The organism is Ruminococcus albus AD2013, from assembly GCF_000526775.1.
In the GTDB taxonomy this organism is placed as follows: domain Bacteria; phylum Bacillota; class Clostridia; order Oscillospirales; family Ruminococcaceae; genus Hominimerdicola; species Hominimerdicola alba_A.
In genome coordinates, this window is sequence record NZ_JAGS01000001.1 from 3,643,720 (window position 1) to 3,660,830 (window position 17,111).

Below are 17,111 nucleotides of genomic sequence, written 5' to 3' on the forward strand. Positions count from 1 at the left end.
AGCCCCTGAAACAGTGGGATACAGGGCTTTCGTAAAAAATGACAGTTAAATTAAAAATTTTTGTGAAAAGACTTGAATTGTCAGAAGAAATGTAGTATTATATTATAGAGGCGGCATGGACTGCCAAATAACCGAAAGGAGTTATTATCAATGATCTATTCGCACGAAGTTGAAACAATGTGCCCTATCGCACAGGGCGTTGCTCACGGCGCTGCTCCTATCCCTGAGGAGGCTAAGTGGGTCAAGGCAAAGGAGATAAAGGATATCTCGGGCTTTACACACGGCATCGGCTGGTGTGCTCCCCAGCAGGGTACCTGCAAGCTCACCCTGAATGTTAAGGAGGGCGTTATACAGGAGGCTCTCGTTGAGACTATCGGCTGCTCCGGTATGACCCATTCCGCAGCTATGGCTTCCGAGATCCTTCCCGGCAGAACAATTCTGGAGGCTCTGAATACAGACCTCGTTTGTGACGCTATCAACACCGCTATGAGAGAGCTGTTCCTGCAGATCGTTTACGGTCGTTCGCAGTCTGCATTCTCCGAGGATGGTCTGCCCATCGGTGCAGGTCTGGAGGATCTGGGTAAGGGTCTGCGTTCTCAGGTTGGTACAATGTACGGTACACTGGCTAAGGGTCCCCGTTACCTGGAGATGACCGATGGTTATGTTACTGATATCGCTCTGAATGCTGACGATGAGATCATCGGCTACAAGTTCGTAAACTTTGGCAAGATGATGGACTTCATCAAGGCAGGCGACGACGCTAACACAGCTTTTGAGAAGGCTAAGGGTCAGTACGGCAGAGTTGCTGATGCCGTTAAGTTCGTTGACCCCAGAAAGGCATAAGGAGGATCAGTATCATGGCATTATTTGAATCTTATGAGAGAAGAGAAAAGCAGATCCTGGCTGTTATAAAGGAATACGGCATCAACTCCATCGAGGAGTGCGCTGATGTATGTAAGGCTAAGGGTCTGGACATATACAAGCTCGTTGAGGGCATCCAGCCTATCTGCTTCGAGAACGCTAAGTGGGCTTACACTGTAGGCTGCGCTATCGCTATCAAGAAGGGCTGCACAAGAGCTGCTGACGCTGCTGCTGCTATCGGCGAGGGTCTCCAGGCTTTCTGTATCCCCGGTTCTGTTGCTGACCAGCGTAAGGTTGGTCTGGGTCACGGCAACCTGGGCAAGATGCTGCTGGAAGAGGATACCGAGTGCTTCGCATTCCTGGCAGGTCACGAGTCTTTCGCTGCTGCTGAGGGCGCTATCGGTATAGCTGAGAAGGCTAACAAGGTTAGACAGAAGCCTCTGAGAGTTATCCTGAACGGTCTTGGCAAGGACGCTGCACAGATCATCGCTCGTATCAACGGCTTTACTTATGTTGAGACCGAGATGGATTATCACACCGGCGAGGTTAAGGAAGTATTCCGCAAGGCTTACTCCGAGGGTCTGAGAGCTAAGGTTAACTGCTACGGTGCTAACGATGTTACCGAAGGCGTTGCTATCATGTGGAAGGAGAACGTTGACGTTTCCATCACAGGTAACTCCACCAATCCTACCAGATTCCAGCACCCTGTTGCAGGTACTTACAAGAAGGAAAGAACAGATGCAGGCAAGAAGTACTTCTCTGTTGCTTCCGGCGGCGGTACCGGCAGAACTCTGCACCCCGACAACATGGCAGCAGGCCCTGCTTCCTATGGTATGACTGATACTATGGGTCGTATGCACTCTGACGCTCAGTTCGCAGGTTCTTCTTCTGTTCCTGCACACGTTGAGATGATGGGTCTCATCGGCATGGGCAACAACCCCATGGTCGGTGCAACAGTTGCTTGCGCAGTTGCTGTTGAAGAGGCTATGAAGTAATTCACCTTTTTAATATAGTATATCAAACGGCCCGGGTTTTCGGGTCGTTTTTTTATGCTGATCTTTCTGATGATATGATAAAAGGCACTTCTGTCAGTCTGACAAAAGTGCCTGATTTTATTTTGTATATCAGTTGATGCCTTCGGCAAAGGTAACGGGTACTGCAAAGAGTACGCCTGCGTTGGGCTTGGTAAGATCGCCTGTTACGCTGTGTATAGCGTCTCTGGCTGCTTCGATCTGGTCGTCGTGAACGGCCACAAAGATAGTCTTGCCCTTCTGCTCGGGGTCTTCACCCTTGAGCATTGCCCTTAGAACGCCTATCATCGGCAGATTATCCATATCCGATATAGACTTTGCCATTCCTACGCTGTCAATGCAGGTGCCCCCTTTTATACCTGCTGCCGCAAGGGCATGCATTATCTCGTCCACCAGTTCCACTCTCTTAATGACTACAAATATAAGCTGCATTTTAAGCACTTCCTTTCGTTCTGCTGTATATTTTCGGGACTTACGGTGCTTTGAATGAAGCTGCTACCCAGTCCTCTTTTTCTCTTATTTCGTCAAGCACAAAGCCCTGTGCTTTTATAACATCAAGAACTTCGTCCTTGCGCATATCGATTATACCCGATACTATCAGTCTGCCGCCCTGTTTCAGGAATCCTTTGAACAGTCCGCTCATACCGATGAGCACGTCTGCCACGATGTTTGCACATACCATATCGAATCCTGTGCCGATCTCAGCCACAAGTGCGGAATCGTCGATGACATTTCCGCATATAGCGTGGTATTTTTCGGCGGGGATATTGTTCTTCTCGGCATTCTCGCCTGCTATCTTCACAGAGTTTGCGTCGATATCAATGGCGGTACATTCATCTGCACCCAGAAGAACAGCGCCTATTGAAAGTATACCGCTGCCGCAGCCCAGGTCAAGGACTCTGTCATTTTCACCCAGATACTTTTCAACAAGTTCAAGGCAAAGCTGAGTTGTGTTGTGCTGTCCTGTGCCAAAGCTTGAAGCGGGGTCGATCTCCAGTATCTTCCTTGTCTCACCCTTGGGGATATCCTCCCAGCTTGGCTTGATAAGAAGTTTATCGCCTATCTCCAGCGGCTTGAAGTACTGCTTCCAGTTGTTAGCCCAGTCTTCTTCACGAACATTTTTCAGCTCGTATTCAAGCCTGCCGAATGCATTCTCGGTATCGCGGGTCTTCAGCGCACGGAGTTCAGCCTTGACAGCTTCAAGATAATCCAGACCCTGAGCATTTTCAGGCAGATATGCGGTAACTGTTGTCTCACAGTTTTTTAGACCCATAAGATCATCATCGATATAATCCCAGTTTACGCTCTTATCGCTGAGAAATTCCTCGAAATCCTTTGCGTCCTTGATAACAAATCCGTTTATGCCAAGCCCGAGAAGACTGCCTGTGACAGCTTCAATGCCCTCGGAAGTGGTATAAATATCGACTTCTACCCAATCCATATATTAATTCCCCTTTTTTTAATTAGAAAATATTATCAAAAATCAAAAGTTATATTAATCATTATAGCATACTTTACATAATTTGTAAAGGTCTTTCATAAAAAGTTCAAAATTTTAAGAATGTTCCCAAATGACATAGTTTTATAAGTTTATCCTGCTGACAACAACGATTTTTTGAAAGGCGATATCTATAACTCTATAATGGTACATGGTACATTGATAGAATATTGCAATAAAAAATACACTGTTCAGATCACTCTGAACAGTGTATACGATTGCGGGAACAGGATTTGAACCTGTGACCTCCGGGTTATGAGCCCGACGAGCTACCAAGCTGCTCTACCCCGCGATATATGATTTTGTGTTCTCTCGTTGAGTACTTGTCTATTATATCATACCAAACTGCATTTGTCAATATGGTTTTGAGAAAAAATCCAAAGTTTACTTAATGTTAACATTTGGAAGCGCTGTAAGATTGCTGATAATAGGAGCGCACAACTGTAAATATGAGATCATTCCATCTATGCTTATACAATATGAACATAACAATATTTGTGGTGCAAAACTTCACTGCTGATACGCGGCTTTGCAGTGTCAGAATTGTGAATAAACAACATTTCAGTAAATATTCACTGCTTTGTAGATATGTTTTGAGGAATGTTGAATGGATAGCTTTATTGAAAAAAACAACATCTGTAATTCTACTTGCTGCTCCAAAAGTGGAAAAATAAGGGAAGAGACATTTGGTTGAAAGATAGAAACAAAATTTGTTTCCTATATGTTTATAACAATGATGAATGCTTTTAATTTGTAAAATTAGTCAACTTGTGATTTAGTCAATTTGTAGAAACTATATACGTTGCTTTGGATATAACTACAAATTTAGATTAATAAGGTTGACTATTTTGTCTAAACCTGATATAATATAGTCAATAAATAAAGTGATGAAAATGATTTATTTGTGGTAATATGAACATGATGAAAGGAATGAGCTTATGAAAAATAATAAAAAGGGATTCACTTTGGTAGAGTTAGTCATTGTTATGTGTATTATTGGTATTCTGGCGAGCCTGATCGTACCTAATGTTATAAGCTACATCAGAAAGGCAAGGGTCGCCGCTGCTGTCGCTGATACAAGAACCATAAAAGCTTCGATAGAAAGTTCTTTGACAGATGAGCTTCTGCTTAGCGGAGATGATCAGAGAGCAGCATTCAACAAGGTGCTCTACCTTGAACAGGGTAATGCAAAAGACAGAAAGTATGAGAGAGTAGGCTGTTTCACCAGTTACAGCTGGAATGTCTATAAGTCCAATGCGGGCAAATCGTCAGGCTCACAGGCAATTGACAGAGTTATAGCTGGTCAGCTCGATGCGACTTTTTCGGAATCATGGAAAACAGGTAAGCGTGTAAATCCTTTGAGCTATAATACAGATGCAAAGAATTGCGCTAAATACCTCAAGGATAATGATACGAACTTCGGACTTGTCGTTGTTTATAACACCACAGGTGAAGTGCGTATGATCCAGCTTTACAGAGCAAATATACTGGTCACATACATTAACGGCGAATACATCGTTAATCTGGATAGCAAAGCTCATTTTATCGGTACCGGCACATGGGATAAGATCTATACTGACAGCGATAAACAGTCCCCTGAAAAATTCTACAATATAAATCTTTCCAACAAACAGTTCGGAAACGATGGAAAAATGGGCGGCTGGTATTAAGCTTGACATTAAATCTTATGAATATGCTGCTTTAGAGATCTTACGGAAGAATTAAAACTACACAATAATATAAAGCCGAGGTTCAATTATCTCGGCTTTATATGTTCCGATCTATGAGTGTGGCTGACTTTTTTCATCTTCAGAGTGGGAAGACGAGAACGCCTTTTAATCGATATTTAGTTTTGTCAAATAAACTAAATATTCTGAATTTAAGCTCATGAAAATCGAAACCAATTGTGCAAACATACAAATATAAAAGTTAAAATTGTGAAATTAAACCATTTACTTGACAAAACACGTCAAATGCAGTATAATATGTTTATAGAAAGAAACAAAAAGAATACGGAGCATCAGGGTGATGCTGATGTGGTAATTTGAAAGTTAGATCGTATCCTATTATTAATTAGCTTTCCAGAGTAAAGGTTTATAGATATTATGAAAGGGCCGGAGCCTGCATATTGCGATATGCAGGCTTTTGTCGTGGCAAAAAATAAATTGGTGCTCCCGCATAATGTGGGGGCGCTTTTTGCATAATCGGAGAAGTCAGGGGAATATACTGAATTATCATATAGCAAAACGGAGGAGATACATATGATGATACAGTTGCTTGAGCTGTTCAGGCTGATATCCCACGGCGGACTATTTTTCGGTCTGCATTTAGATGGCAGGACGGTATTTCCGCCGCCGCTGAGTGCCGCAGAGGAAAGGGAATGTTTTGAGAAGATGTCCGCAGGGGACAGAGAGGCGCGGAACAGACTGATAAAGCACAATCTTCGCCTTGTGGCGCATATAATCAAGAAGTACTATGCAAATTCTTCCGATCAGGACGACCTGATATCAATTGGAACCATAGGGCTCATCAAGGCGGTGCAGACTTTCGATCATACTAAGGGTACCCGCTTTGCGACTTACGGAAGCAGGTGTGTTGAAAATGCTACACAATCACAACGGACATTTTCTCGTCAGATGATGTAAAAGATGTGCCCTTCATAGGCGAGTGGCGATTTTTACGCAGAGTAAAGAGCCGAATGTATACGCTGTACTCTACCCACACAAGCGGCAAAACAGTCACCCTTTATATTCACAGCTTCAAGCCGAAAGGAATACCCGATTTTGAGCTTAATGATAATTCCACAGTCTCAGACAGGTTGAAATTTTACAGGATAAGCTGTGGGCTCATGCAAAAAGAGATAGCCGCTCAAATTGGTGTAGACCGCACCACCTATGCCCGCTGGGAGAACAATGTGCTGTCGGCGTATCCGTTGGACAAGCTCACACTACTTGCAGAGATATTCGGGTGCAAAGTCACAGACTTGCTCGATGAGTACAATAAGTTCCTGATAAATGGGCAGGGAAGTTATATCAGAAACTTGCAAAAAAAGAAGTCTCTCACACGATGCAGGCTAGCAGAGTTGATGTCCGTTTCTGTCGGCCGTGTCAAGGATTGGGAGAATGAGCGAAAGCGGGTCAGCATGAAGTGCTATGTGCGGTTGATGGAGATAGACAAATAATGAAGATAAACAGAGAATTACAAGACAGAGCTATTTCTAAGGAAATATCAGAAAGATTCAAGCAGTACAGGATCGCTTTGCCAATGACAAGATCAGAGCTTTTAGAAAAATCAATGGTCTCGGTCGGAACAATAGCTCGTTTTGAAAGTGGGAATGATATAGGTCTGCTAAATGTAATAATGTGATGTACTGAATTATGTGTAACAAAAAAACAAACAGGAAGAGAACTCGAAATGAAGTTCCTTCCTGTTTTGCTTATAGCCGTATAGGTTTTTCATATTAGTATTTGGAAACATTCTTTATGAGTACCGATCTATTTGGTGGGACTTTTTGTTATACCGTACCCTCGTAAATTGTCTTGTCATCGATCTTGACAAGCTTTACACCCTGTTCTTTGTTTTTATTGAAATTAAATGTCAACATATATCCGATGTTCAGCCCGAAATGATCGAGATATCCAACAAGCTGCTGCTCACCATCGGCATTGTATTTCTGCCCACGCCATATTTTTAGTTCGATAATATCCTGCTGCCCGAGATAGTCAACAACCACATCGGTGCGTGTCTGATCTCTGGTCTGCGCTTCAATATAGTAGTTGCCCGTACCGTTGATAATAGGCTTTAGGAACAGCAGAAACTGCTCACGCCCGTCCTTTTCCTTGAATTTATCTTCAAGCGAACCGAATATCTGAGTATAGGTCTTTATAAAATGCTCTATTACTAGGCGCATATTCAGCCTGCCGTCTTCCACAAAGATGTTTTTGGCAAGTGTGCCTTCATTGAACATCGCACTTGATTTGATCTCCTCGTCTGAAAGAAAAAGGTTATACAGCAGCGTTTCAAATATCCTGTTGGAAATGGCAACTGTATTGTGATTGTTCTTTATGAAACCGTACATCTCCATTTGAGAGATAGACTCCTGAAGCGCGGAATATGAAAGTGTTGTACCTTCCATGAGGATACTTCTGATCGATCTTTTAAGATCGGGATAGTTTGTCAACTTGCCCGTGAGCGACTGGAAAAGCGAGTTCTTTTCGGAAAGCAATATCTTAATTGCTTCATTGAAGCCCTGTTTAGTCCATGCTTTATTAAGACTGTCAAACTTGTCCGGTACAAGCTGCTCGTCGATGATCTGGCATATACGGCTGACAAGGAACGGATAGCCGCTTGTGTGTTCGTAGATCGAATCGGCGATAAGCTTTGTGTTCATACCCGTGTTATGGTCGGCTTCGTATTCGTCAAGCATACCCTTTATACCGTTGGCAGACAGTGACATATCTATATTGAAATCCGCAGAAATATTCCAGGGGCTGTTTACCTTTGAATCATTATCGTTTCGGATATTGCCCTTGATGTGCTTTATATCGGCAACTCCAGCAAGGATCACTGACTGAAACGCAGGATTGTCCTCGTCATCTTCTCTGTCAAGATACTGGAGCCTTAGCTGTGCAAGGAAATCAAGAAATACCTGATTGTTTGATGCACTGTCCACTTCATCGATTATGAGGACGATAGGCTTTTCCGAACAGCTGCACCATTCTATTAAGCAATAGAATAATTCGTCAAGTATAGCAAGACCACTGCTTCTGTTGATAAAATCTAGCAGCTTGTCGTTTATACTTTTGGGGATATTGATCTTGCTGTTTTTCTGCAAAACAGCTCTGCTGAATGACTTTACAAACGCTTCTTCGGTTTTAAATCCCGCATCACCGATCCTTTGAAAGTCAAGACGTACAACATTATACTCGTCTTTCAGATACCTTTCAAGAGCAGCAAGGGTTGTGGTCTTTCCGAACTGCCGCGCTCTGTTTATTGTAAAGTAGTCACCGTTATCTATCATCACCTTGATTTGCTTCAAGCGCTCTGTAATGTCTACCATGTAATTCTTAGAAGGATTGCATAGTCCGGTGGTCTTGAACTTTTTCATAACTGTACGCCCCTTTCTGCTCGCGCATACTCTATCATTATAATTATAGCACAGATAACCCATTAATGCAACCTTTTGCTGAAATGTTTCATAATGGAGAAGAATACAAGTCATAGTTAAAGTTAAAAAGGGTGTTTTGGTAACGAAAAACAGAGAGAATTGTGTGATAAATAGATTTCCAATTATTCGCATTTTCTAGTAGGGGCTGCAACAGCCCCATGTCAGCGATTGAAAGGGAAGTCTTACAGATTGAAAAAAAGTCTTTGGTTGCTTTAGTAGAAGAGTGATATTTGTATTTTTGGTCACTAGATAGGGAAAATTATAACTGTAAATAATAATTCACCATTTACTATTATACTATTATCGACTTATAAGGTTAAATGTGGTATAATATCCTCAGTACAACAAAGGGAGGTGCTGAATATGTTGTTTGATTATCTTCTGGAATCATTTGGTAAAAATGAACCCATATTCACGTCGGATATTTCTTATGAAAATTATTCTGATATTTGGATCAAAAAAGAACTTGCGAAACTCTGCGAATGCGGACAGATCATCAGGTATGACCGAGGTATTTACTATATTCCAGTCAAAACACCATTTGGTAACAGTATTCTGAATCCCAGCAGAATCATAGAAAGAAAGTATTTATCCGAGAAAGGAAATCGAATCGGATTTTACACCGGAATCACAGCTTTGCAGCAAGCTGGACTATCCACACAGATGTCAAATATTCCAGAAATTCAAACGAATAACGAAAATTCAAAACTTCGCAGAGTAAAAGTTGGTAATCAGGAAGTTATCTTGCGGAAGTCAAGAGTTAAAATTGATAATGACAATATATTTGTTTTGCAGTTCCTTGAAATGATGAACAGTACCCCTTCGGAATATTTTGACGATGAGAGAAAAGCCGTTATCAGAAATTGGATCGAAAAATGTAATATTTCTCAGGACCTTGTGACAAAATATGCTCCTTATTTCCCTGACAAGGCTATGCGAAGTCTCATAGAAAGCGGTGTTATTTTTTATGTTGCATAATGAAAAGGATATTTTTGAGCAGCTAATCCTAAGAACATCTGAATACCTTGGTATGTACTTATTATAACATATATGCAGCTATAATTTAAGTAAAAGAATACTAATACTATAATGGATGAATCATTGATGCTTTGTTGTGTCACGCGTGACCCACTCTTTAATGCCGTCAGATGATACTTCAACTTGTAATCTACATTTAAAAGAAAAACGCTACCATGGTGCGTTGACAGAATATCTTGATAAGCTGATCATCGTGGGCATCAAGAAGAACATTTTTAAGTTTCATACCATATGCATCCGCGAATTGTTTTTTTATATACTGCGGAAATCTGATGCGGCAGAGGAATGGAATAAAAAAATTTAAAAGATATTATTGAAATCATTGCAATTTGAAAAACAATGTGATATAATATCTATCGGACATAACAGCGTAATGACTGTGAAATGTCCATCCCAGTTATAATGTGGCTATGGCTGTTTCAGGTATATATTTCGCTTACTGTAAGTTACAGCCGTATCAGATTTAAGTTCTTTTATTTTCAAAAGGAGGGTCAAGAGGTTATGCACAAGACAATGAAACGTATCGCCGCAGGGCTTGTGGCAATTACCGGCGCTTTATCGGCAGCAGCCGCATCTGCACCTATGAGTGTGTTTGCAGAAGACGAACAGATACTTATCCAGTCTGACTTCGAAGCAGGCATAGGTCTTCCCTGGCGCACATTAGAGAATGCACCGGCACGGCAGGACTTCGATATTTCAGACGGCACTTACAATATAACGATACAGAATAACGATGGTCCCGAGTCAAGATGGGATCTTCAGTTCCGTTGCAGAAATATAATTATACACAAAGGTCATACTTACAAGGTACACTGGAAGGTCAATTCTTCCAATGAGGGTGAGCTGTACACCAAGATCGGTAACTACGGCGGAACTGTTGAAGTTTGGCACAACAACTGCGGCAATGATGATTTCAATCAGACGTGGGAATGCGTAAAGATCGCTAAAGGCGACAACACCTTCGATGCTGAGTTTACAGCTGAATATGATCTTGAGCTTGCTGACTGGGCATTCCACTACGGCGGTAAGGGTCAGTATCAGCCGGTAGACTGCTTCCCAAACGGTACGGTCCTCAAATTCGATGATCTGTCTCTGATCGACACTACCGGTGGCGTATTTATCGATGGAGATGTTAACGAGTGGGGCGTTGTAAGACCCGAAAGCAACGTTCGTCTGAATCAGATCGGTTATTATCCTCAGCTGGAAAAGAGGGCTTCTTATGTTACCGATGCTGATATGCCACTGGCTTTTGAGATACGTGACAGATCGGGCAACGTAAAGTACACAGGCAAGACGAAGGTATTCGGCAGCGATCCTAATTCGGGTACAGGTAAGGATACAGTTGTTAATTCGGTCACAAGATACAAGGACTCGGGTGCCAACGTACATATCATTGATTTCTCTGATTTCAGAACTGAGGGCGAGTACACGATATTCGTTAAGGATACGGTCGGCGTAAGCGGCACTCAGGTGATGGGATATAAGAATGTAAATGATACAAGGCTAAAAGGTGATAAGCTTCTTTGGACAAATCCCGTAAATATGAAATCTTATACGATGAACGAGAGCAGTCCATTCAGGATAGACAGACAGATCTATGATGATCAGCTGCTGAGGGATTCCATGAACTACTTCTATCAGAACCGCTCAGGAGTACCGATAGAGTCTGAGTACATCACATCCGGTGATAAGAGTAGGCTGGCTCACAATAAGTATGGTCATAATCCTGATACTGCTTACGTTCAGAGCAAATGGGTAAGATCTTATGACAGCGACTTCTCTGATGGCGAGAAGGATAAGAAGATCGACGTTACAGGCGGATGGTACGCTGCAAACGACCACGGTAAGTACGTTGTCGAAGGCGGTTTCTCCGTATGGACACTTCAGAACGCTTATGAGTTCTCCAAGAGGAGAGGCAATACACGCAAGTGGACTGACGGCACGATAGCTGTCCCAGAAAATAAGGATAATGCTCCCGATATACTTGATGAAGCAAGGGTAGAGCTGGAGTGGATGTTCAAAATGATAAATGAGGACGGCTTTGTATATCATTCAGTGCAGGATCATACGTTGGCAGATTTTCCGCTCACGTTCAGGTCCATATACTGTATTGACCCCCCAATGGAGGATAATTATCCTTACCGTATCGTCAGACCTCCTACGTATGCAGCCACATTCAACATGATCGCTTGTGCTGCACAGGCTTCACGTCTGTGGAAGGGCATAGATGATGACTTCGCAAAAGAGTGTCTGCAAAATGCACAGAACAGCTGGAAGGCTATCATGGCTAAGCAGTCTGATTGGAACGTTACAAGTGGCTATTACTATGATGATCCTTACTTTGCTCCCAGTGAATCCGGCGGAAACAACAATTTCGGTGACACCTATGTAGTTGATGATGCTTACTGGGCAGCTTGTGAGCTTTATGCAACAACAGGGGACTCGGCTTACTATGGCTTCTTAAAAAACTATAAAAATTATAATGACCCGTCAGGTCAGGATAAGGCATTCAGCTTGACTTCCTGCCTGAGCAGCGGCGAGAACAACGGTTCGTTCGGTTCCTTCAATTGGGGCAATACTGCGGGTCTGGGCACCCTTTCACTCTACTTGAGCGACAAGACATCTTCTGCTGACAGGAAGACTATTGTCAATTCTATCCAAAATATTGCTGATCGATATATTTTTCAGATGAGTAAAGAAGGCATGGGCATACCTTACACGAGTGCGACTGTCGGGGGCTATATCGGTATCGGCGATGGAGATGTGTACACAGGTTATGAGTACGGTTCCAACTCCTTCGTTATCAACAACGCTATGGTCCTGGCTTATGCTTATGATACTGATAACGGCAAATATATTTATCGGAACGGTGCAGCCGAAGCACTTGATTACCTCTTCGGACGTAACGGTCTGGGCTTCTCTTATGTATCAGGCTACGGCGATAAGGCAATGAAATCGCCACATCACAAATACTGGGCAAACAGTATCAATCCGGAATTACCGAAGGCACCCTCAGGTGTTCTTGCAGGCGGTCCCTGCTCAGTTATTTATAATGATAATTACCTTCGTGGTCTCGGCTATAAAAGAGGCACTTTAGCTAATCAGAAGTGCTATGCTGACAGTGCAGAGGCATGGTCTGTAAATGAGGTTTCTGTCTGCTTGAACGCTTCTCTGGTCTGGATGTCATCATTCATGAACGATCAGTTCGGCGGTCCGAAACCAGTCCCTTATCCTACCAACATTAAGGTCGATTACAGTGAGAAGTACCATCAGGTAAGATTTACCTGGGATAAGGTGGAAAACGCTGACAGATACGGCATAGCAGTTTATCTGGCAGGCAAGTGGAGAGTTCAGAAGCAGGATATCACAGGCACTACCTATACTTCTCCCAAAAATCTGACTCCCGGCGTAACTTATAAGGTTGCGATTGCCGCAAGAGTGAACGGCAGATGGGATACAGCAAATGCTATCAAATATGCCGGTACTGTTACTATAAAGTGATAGACTAAATTGATATGATTTAAAAACAAAACGGATAATCGTCCTAAGCAGACGACTATCCGTTTTTATTGATGCTTTATTGATAAGAAACTTGCCGTTTTTTATTGTTTAACAAATAAAGAAAATGTATCTTCATTCAATACGCTCCAGCTGTACCTCTCTCCTATTTCTTTTTTCCTTTAAACATTATGATCAACTTGGTTGAATTGTATTCTCCTTCCAGATGGCAATATATATATCTATCTTTATACTTATCAATTATAATATTACCATGTACAATTAATTCCTGATTTTCATCTGATTCATAACCTGCTTCCGAGTGATAGTATTGCTTACCGTTGGCATACTATCAATAACGGGTCATCGAATCAAGTCTGTTGTTTTCTGAATGGTTTTTCACTGAATTTTTATTCAGAAACTTGACAAGTGCAAAGCGCTGTGGTATAATATCATTATACTGAAAAATTATTCAGAGAAAATATATTCAGAAAAGAAGTGATGCTATGTTTATCGGCAGAGAAAAAGAACTCAGGCAGTTGAATGCCGAGCTTTCCTCATGGAAACGCAAAACGGCGGTGCTGGTCTACGGCAAGCGCAGAGTCGGAAAATCCACGCTTTTGAGCGAAGCTGCAAAGCGCTTTGAGGGTGTCGTCATCAACCATATGTGCGTGACAAGCACCTTTGAGGGAAATATGGAACTGATCTATCAGAGCGTTTCGGAGGGGCTCGGACTGCCGAATATCCGCTTCGGCTCTTTCTTCGAGATGATGGATTACCTGAAAACGCTTGACAAAAAGATACTTCTCATCATTGACGAGTATCCCTATCTGAAACAGACCAAAAAGAAAAACGAAGTCGATTCCTATATGCAGGCGGTCATCGACAGGCTGACCGAAAATGTCAAGCTGGTGCTCTGCGGTTCGTATATCACAGTGATGAAGGAACTGCTCGAAGAGGGCAACCCACTGTTCGGACGGTTCTCACTGATACAGCATATCCGTGACTTTGACTACCTTGATGCAGCGAAATTCTATCCCGATCTTTCTGTTCGTGACAAGGTCGCCTTCTATGCCGTATTCGGTGGAAGTCCTTATGTTCTGGAAAATCTTGATACGGGTCTGACTATTCGGGAAAACATCGAGCGTCTGCTGTTGCCCGAAACAGGTCTGGTGCGGTCGCACATCGAGAATGTCATGCTGGGGGAGATACGGAAGACATTTGATGCAAGGATTCTGGAGATCCTCGGCAACGGCAAGAAGCGTTACAGCGAGATACGGGACAAAATAGCGAACAGCGAGACAGGTTTGCTTGACAAGCAGTTGAAAATTTTGCTCGACATGGAGACCATTCAGAAGACCGACCCGATCAACCGCCGGAATGACAAGAAAAAACAGTTTTACGAGATCGTGGATAATCTGATGCGGTTCTATTTCACGTTCATTTTCGGCAAGGCGGGAACGATCGTCCGTATCGGTGAGGAGCAGTTCTTCAATCAAAATATTGACGATGTACTGGAGCAATTCGTCAGCAGACGGCTTGAAGGTATCGCTCTGCAATACTTCCACAGAGCCGCTATGCAGGGCTTATATCCGGATATTGACGACTTCGGCAGCTATTGGTATGATGACCCTGCTACCAAGACCAATGGCGAGTTTGACTGCGTGATACGGCGTGGAGAGCAGTATGATTTCTACGAATGCAAATACTTCGACCGCCCCATGACCCTTGAAGAATGCCGTCAGGAAAAGGAACAGCTTGACAGCATCAAAGGCATCACTGTGTCGGGCGTGGGTTTTGTCTGCACGGGGGGATTTGATTTTGAGGGTGCGGACAAATTTACACTCATTGACGGAAAGGTGCTTTACTTCAACGAATGAAAAAACCGCCGCTCAGGACGAACCTGAACGGCGGTTTATGATTCTTGTCACCCGATTTTGTCATCCGTCTTGTCATCCACTTAGAATTCAGGGTGACAAATTGCATTTTTGAGCCATTTGGCAAATTCTGTTAAATTTCTGAAATTTAGAAAACCACGTATTTTAGCCCTTCATAGCCTCTTCAACAGCAACATACATAAAACCCGTAAATTATGAGCAGAGCAAAAAGCGAAACTTCCGTACAAAATACGGCAGACCCGAGAATATGGAATATCACGAACTCGGCGATATACACGTATGCAGGGCAGGAAGGATACTGTGGCGTATCGGTACAAAGCATGAGAAAACGAAGACCGGATTCGTTTCGGAGAAAGCACTGTACAGATGTGAAAGCTGCGAAGGTTGTCCCTACAAACAGAATTGTACAAAAGCAAAAGGAAACAAAACGCTGTCTATATCGCATAAGTTCAAAGAACTGAGAACAGAAAGCCTGGAAAATATAACGACCGAATTCGGAAAACAGCTCAGAATGAACCGAAGCATACAGGCTGAAGGCGTATTCGGAGTGCTGAAACAGGATCATGGCTTCAGAAGATTCCTGTGCAGGGGCAAAAATAACATCAGAAATGAGTTCCTTTTGCTGGGACTTGCATACAACATAAAGAAGCTTTTTGCTAAGATCTCAGAAAACCGACTTGGAATTTCTCTTTTTGAACTGAAATCAGCATAAAACCAGCAGAACATTACACCCCCGAGTCCTCTTTTTTGAAGAGGGCTTGGGGGTGTGCGCACTGAAACAGCTTATTTCACCAGTAAATATGTTTTTTTACTCTGATGTTCGGATATGGTTAGATGGTGCTGCGGTTGCAACAGCCCCTCGATTTTTTTCTGTTAGCGGTGACTGCGTCGACCGCGTGTCGAACCTTTTGAGGCGGCTATTTTTCCGAAATATAACTTACGCTCTAAAATCCTTTATTTTCAGTACAGCGTCATAGTCGCTATCGTTAGCAGTTTTTCTTCTGTTGGTGTTATAGTAGAGTACTCCGTTATAGATAGCGCAGCTCTCCATTTCATAAAGGTTGGGGAATTTAGAGCTGGTTATACGGAACTGATCTCTGGTGGAATCAGCAACATTTTTTTCAATAGCAGCGGAATCCAGCTTGCTGCTTATGTTGTCGTATGCAACGATAAAGCTCTGGTTTGGCTTCTTGTTTGAAGATACTACAGTGTACAGTCTGTTGTTGTAGTATGTAATACCCTGATTGGAATAACAAGCAGAGCCGTCTGCGAACTTCTCAGCGAAATTATATCCGGTACCCTTGATTATAACAACTGTGTCGAGAGTAAGAGTCTTTTTTGCCGCTACAGTTTCATTAACATTAGAGGTGCTTATATCAGCGGTATATACATTATTGCTGCCCTTGAGGATGACTCTGTACTTGCCGTTCACCCACTTGTAGCCGGATACAGCGGAAAAGTTCAGGCGCTTATTATTATAGGTAAAATAAATCGTCTTGACCTTGGTCAGAGTGTTGCCACTGATCCTTAACTTGACGAGATGACAATCAGATCTGTTGCTGTTGAAGTCAGCATTGTTGACATAGAGATAGTTTACACCGTTCTCTTTGTTGAGGAACATATCGTTTGCGTGTTTGAGTTCGTTGGAAACAGCAGCACTCATAGAGAGCCTTGTCTGGGTCTTGCCGTCGAAGCTTACACGGTAGATCTGTGCACCGTAACCGTATTTTTCTACTCTGGTCTTTGCCACATATATACCTGTGCTGTCAGCTGCCATACCCTGCATGGAAACATATTGACCGTTGTCCTTTACCTGACGTACACCCTCACAGGAAGTATAGCACTGCGCATATGCAGGGATCGCTGTTACCATACTGCAGCAAAGTGCTACCGATACTACAGCTGAGATTAATTTCTTTGCATTGAACATAATAAATATCCTCCTAAAAACTAAAGTAATTTGTTCGAACGTTAGATATTATACCATTCCGGAATGTAGCTGTCAAGATTTAAATTGACTGTTATCAACAATTCAATGAATTTTTATGCCCTTTAAATAATATTTTATGCACAATTAGCCCAAACATTGTTGACATTTAGTTCTGAGATATATGCATATG

14 protein-coding genes and 1 tRNA gene are annotated in these 17,111 nt (G+C 42.6%); 10 read left to right on the top strand and 5 right to left on the bottom strand.

The annotated features are described in order from the left end of the window. The first annotated feature begins 150 nt into the window (after window positions 1–150). Both N773_RS0116400 and N773_RS0116405 read left to right on the top strand, forming a co-directional pair. Window positions 151–843 carry an iron-sulfur cluster assembly scaffold protein gene (locus N773_RS0116400; RefSeq protein WP_013497377.1) on the top strand — a complete coding sequence of 231 codons (693 nt, stop codon included), beginning with the start codon at window positions 151–153 and terminating at the stop codon, window positions 841–843. Window positions 844–857: 14 nt separating this feature from the next. Then, entirely contained in the window at window positions 858–1,856 is a 999-nt protein-coding gene (locus N773_RS0116405; protein WP_013497378.1) for a GGGtGRT protein, read from the top strand. 129 nt (window positions 1,857–1,985) lie between these two features. On the opposite strand, the gene N773_RS0116410 is transcribed toward N773_RS0116405, so the two are convergent. The 3 genes from N773_RS0116410 to N773_RS0116420 all read right to left on the bottom strand — a co-directional run bounded on the left by N773_RS0116410 (window position 1,986) and on the right by N773_RS0116420 (window position 3,682). Next, the gene (locus N773_RS0116410) at window positions 1,986–2,324 is read right to left on the bottom strand and encodes a hypothetical protein (protein ID WP_024858811.1); all 339 of its coding nucleotides are present in this window, start codon (window positions 2,322–2,324) and stop codon (window positions 1,986–1,988) included. A 40-nt stretch (window positions 2,325–2,364) separates the two neighbouring features. Then, window positions 2,365–3,333 (bottom strand): 50S ribosomal protein L11 methyltransferase, encoded by a 969-nt coding sequence (prmA, locus tag N773_RS0116415; RefSeq protein WP_024858812.1) that lies wholly within the window; start codon window positions 3,331–3,333, stop codon window positions 2,365–2,367. A 275-nt stretch (window positions 3,334–3,608) separates the two neighbouring features. Beyond that, window positions 3,609–3,682 (bottom strand) — tRNA-Met (locus N773_RS0116420). 646 nt (window positions 3,683–4,328) lie between these two features. Between N773_RS0116420 and N773_RS0116425 the strand changes: the two genes are divergently transcribed. The 4 genes from N773_RS0116425 to N773_RS0116440 all read left to right on the top strand — a co-directional run bounded on the left by N773_RS0116425 (window position 4,329) and on the right by N773_RS0116440 (window position 6,756). After that, window positions 4,329–5,060, top strand: a complete 732-nt coding sequence (locus N773_RS0116425) for a type II secretion system protein (RefSeq protein ID WP_024858813.1) — start codon at window positions 4,329–4,331, stop codon at window positions 5,058–5,060. A gap of 591 nt (window positions 5,061–5,651) precedes the next feature. Further along, window positions 5,652–6,035, top strand: coding sequence for a sigma-70 family RNA polymerase sigma factor (locus N773_RS0116430; protein WP_024858814.1), 384 nt, complete (start codon window positions 5,652–5,654; stop codon window positions 6,033–6,035). A 53-nt stretch (window positions 6,036–6,088) separates the two neighbouring features. Continuing rightward, complete coding sequence (locus N773_RS0116435) at window positions 6,089–6,571, top strand: helix-turn-helix domain-containing protein (RefSeq protein WP_024858815.1); 483 nt, start codon at window positions 6,089–6,091, stop codon at window positions 6,569–6,571. Then, complete coding sequence (locus tag N773_RS0116440; protein WP_024858816.1) at window positions 6,571–6,756, top strand: helix-turn-helix transcriptional regulator; 186 nt, start codon at window positions 6,571–6,573, stop codon at window positions 6,754–6,756. The genes N773_RS0116435 and N773_RS0116440 overlap by 1 nt, the downstream gene beginning before the upstream one ends. Before the next feature lie 148 nt (window positions 6,757–6,904). On the opposite strand, the gene N773_RS0116445 is transcribed toward N773_RS0116440, so the two are convergent. Continuing rightward, window positions 6,905–8,497 (bottom strand): AAA-like domain-containing protein, encoded by a 1,593-nt coding sequence (locus tag N773_RS0116445; protein WP_024858817.1) that lies wholly within the window; start codon window positions 8,495–8,497, stop codon window positions 6,905–6,907. 423 nt (window positions 8,498–8,920) lie between these two features. Between N773_RS0116445 and N773_RS0116450 the strand changes: the two genes are divergently transcribed. From N773_RS0116450 to N773_RS0116465, 4 genes are all read left to right on the top strand, one after another. Then, window positions 8,921–9,535 (top strand): DUF6088 family protein, encoded by a 615-nt coding sequence (locus tag N773_RS0116450; protein ID WP_024858818.1) that lies wholly within the window; start codon window positions 8,921–8,923, stop codon window positions 9,533–9,535. 561 nt (window positions 9,536–10,096) lie between these two features. Further along, entirely contained in the window at window positions 10,097–13,096 is a 3,000-nt protein-coding gene (locus N773_RS0116455) for a glycoside hydrolase family 9 protein (RefSeq protein ID WP_024858819.1), read from the top strand. Between the two features lie 503 nt (window positions 13,097–13,599). Further along, entirely contained in the window at window positions 13,600–14,973 is a 1,374-nt protein-coding gene (locus N773_RS0116460; RefSeq protein WP_024858820.1) for an AAA family ATPase, read from the top strand. 265 nt (window positions 14,974–15,238) lie between these two features. Then, window positions 15,239–15,703 carry a transposase gene (locus N773_RS0116465; protein ID WP_024858821.1) on the top strand — a complete coding sequence of 155 codons (465 nt, stop codon included), beginning with the start codon at window positions 15,239–15,241 and terminating at the stop codon, window positions 15,701–15,703. A gap of 225 nt (window positions 15,704–15,928) precedes the next feature. Here the strand turns inward: N773_RS0116465 and N773_RS0116470 are convergent, their stop codons facing one another. Next, window positions 15,929–16,921, bottom strand: a complete 993-nt coding sequence (locus N773_RS0116470; RefSeq protein WP_024858822.1) for a hypothetical protein — start codon at window positions 16,919–16,921, stop codon at window positions 15,929–15,931. Between the last annotated feature and the right edge of the window lie 190 nt (window positions 16,922–17,111).

Bases quoted from the DNA above. Each gene is read 5' to 3' on its own strand.
- N773_RS0116400 (WP_013497377.1), top strand. From the start codon at position 151: ATGATCTATTCGCACGAAGTTGAAACAATGTGCCCTATCGCACAGGGC.
- N773_RS0116405 (WP_013497378.1), top strand. From the start codon at position 858: ATGGCATTATTTGAATCTTATGAGAGAAGAGAAAAGCAGATCCTGGCT.
- N773_RS0116410 (WP_024858811.1), bottom strand. From the start codon at position 2,324: ATGCAGCTTATATTTGTAGTCATTAAGAGAGTGGAACTGGTGGACGAG.
- prmA (WP_024858812.1), bottom strand. From the start codon at position 3,333: ATGGATTGGGTAGAAGTCGATATTTATACCACTTCCGAGGGCATTGAA.
- N773_RS0116425 (WP_024858813.1), top strand. From the start codon at position 4,329: ATGAAAAATAATAAAAAGGGATTCACTTTGGTAGAGTTAGTCATTGTT.
- N773_RS0116430 (WP_024858814.1), top strand. From the start codon at position 5,652: ATGATGATACAGTTGCTTGAGCTGTTCAGGCTGATATCCCACGGCGGA.
- N773_RS0116435 (WP_024858815.1), top strand. From the start codon at position 6,089: ATGTATACGCTGTACTCTACCCACACAAGCGGCAAAACAGTCACCCTT.
- N773_RS0116440 (WP_024858816.1), top strand. From the start codon at position 6,571: ATGAAGATAAACAGAGAATTACAAGACAGAGCTATTTCTAAGGAAATA.
- N773_RS0116445 (WP_024858817.1), bottom strand. From the start codon at position 8,497: ATGAAAAAGTTCAAGACCACCGGACTATGCAATCCTTCTAAGAATTAC.
- N773_RS0116450 (WP_024858818.1), top strand. From the start codon at position 8,921: ATGTTGTTTGATTATCTTCTGGAATCATTTGGTAAAAATGAACCCATA.
- N773_RS0116455 (WP_024858819.1), top strand. From the start codon at position 10,097: ATGCACAAGACAATGAAACGTATCGCCGCAGGGCTTGTGGCAATTACC.
- N773_RS0116460 (WP_024858820.1), top strand. From the start codon at position 13,600: ATGTTTATCGGCAGAGAAAAAGAACTCAGGCAGTTGAATGCCGAGCTT.
- N773_RS0116465 (WP_024858821.1), top strand. From the start codon at position 15,239: ATGGAATATCACGAACTCGGCGATATACACGTATGCAGGGCAGGAAGG.
- N773_RS0116470 (WP_024858822.1), bottom strand. From the start codon at position 16,921: ATGTTCAATGCAAAGAAATTAATCTCAGCTGTAGTATCGGTAGCACTT.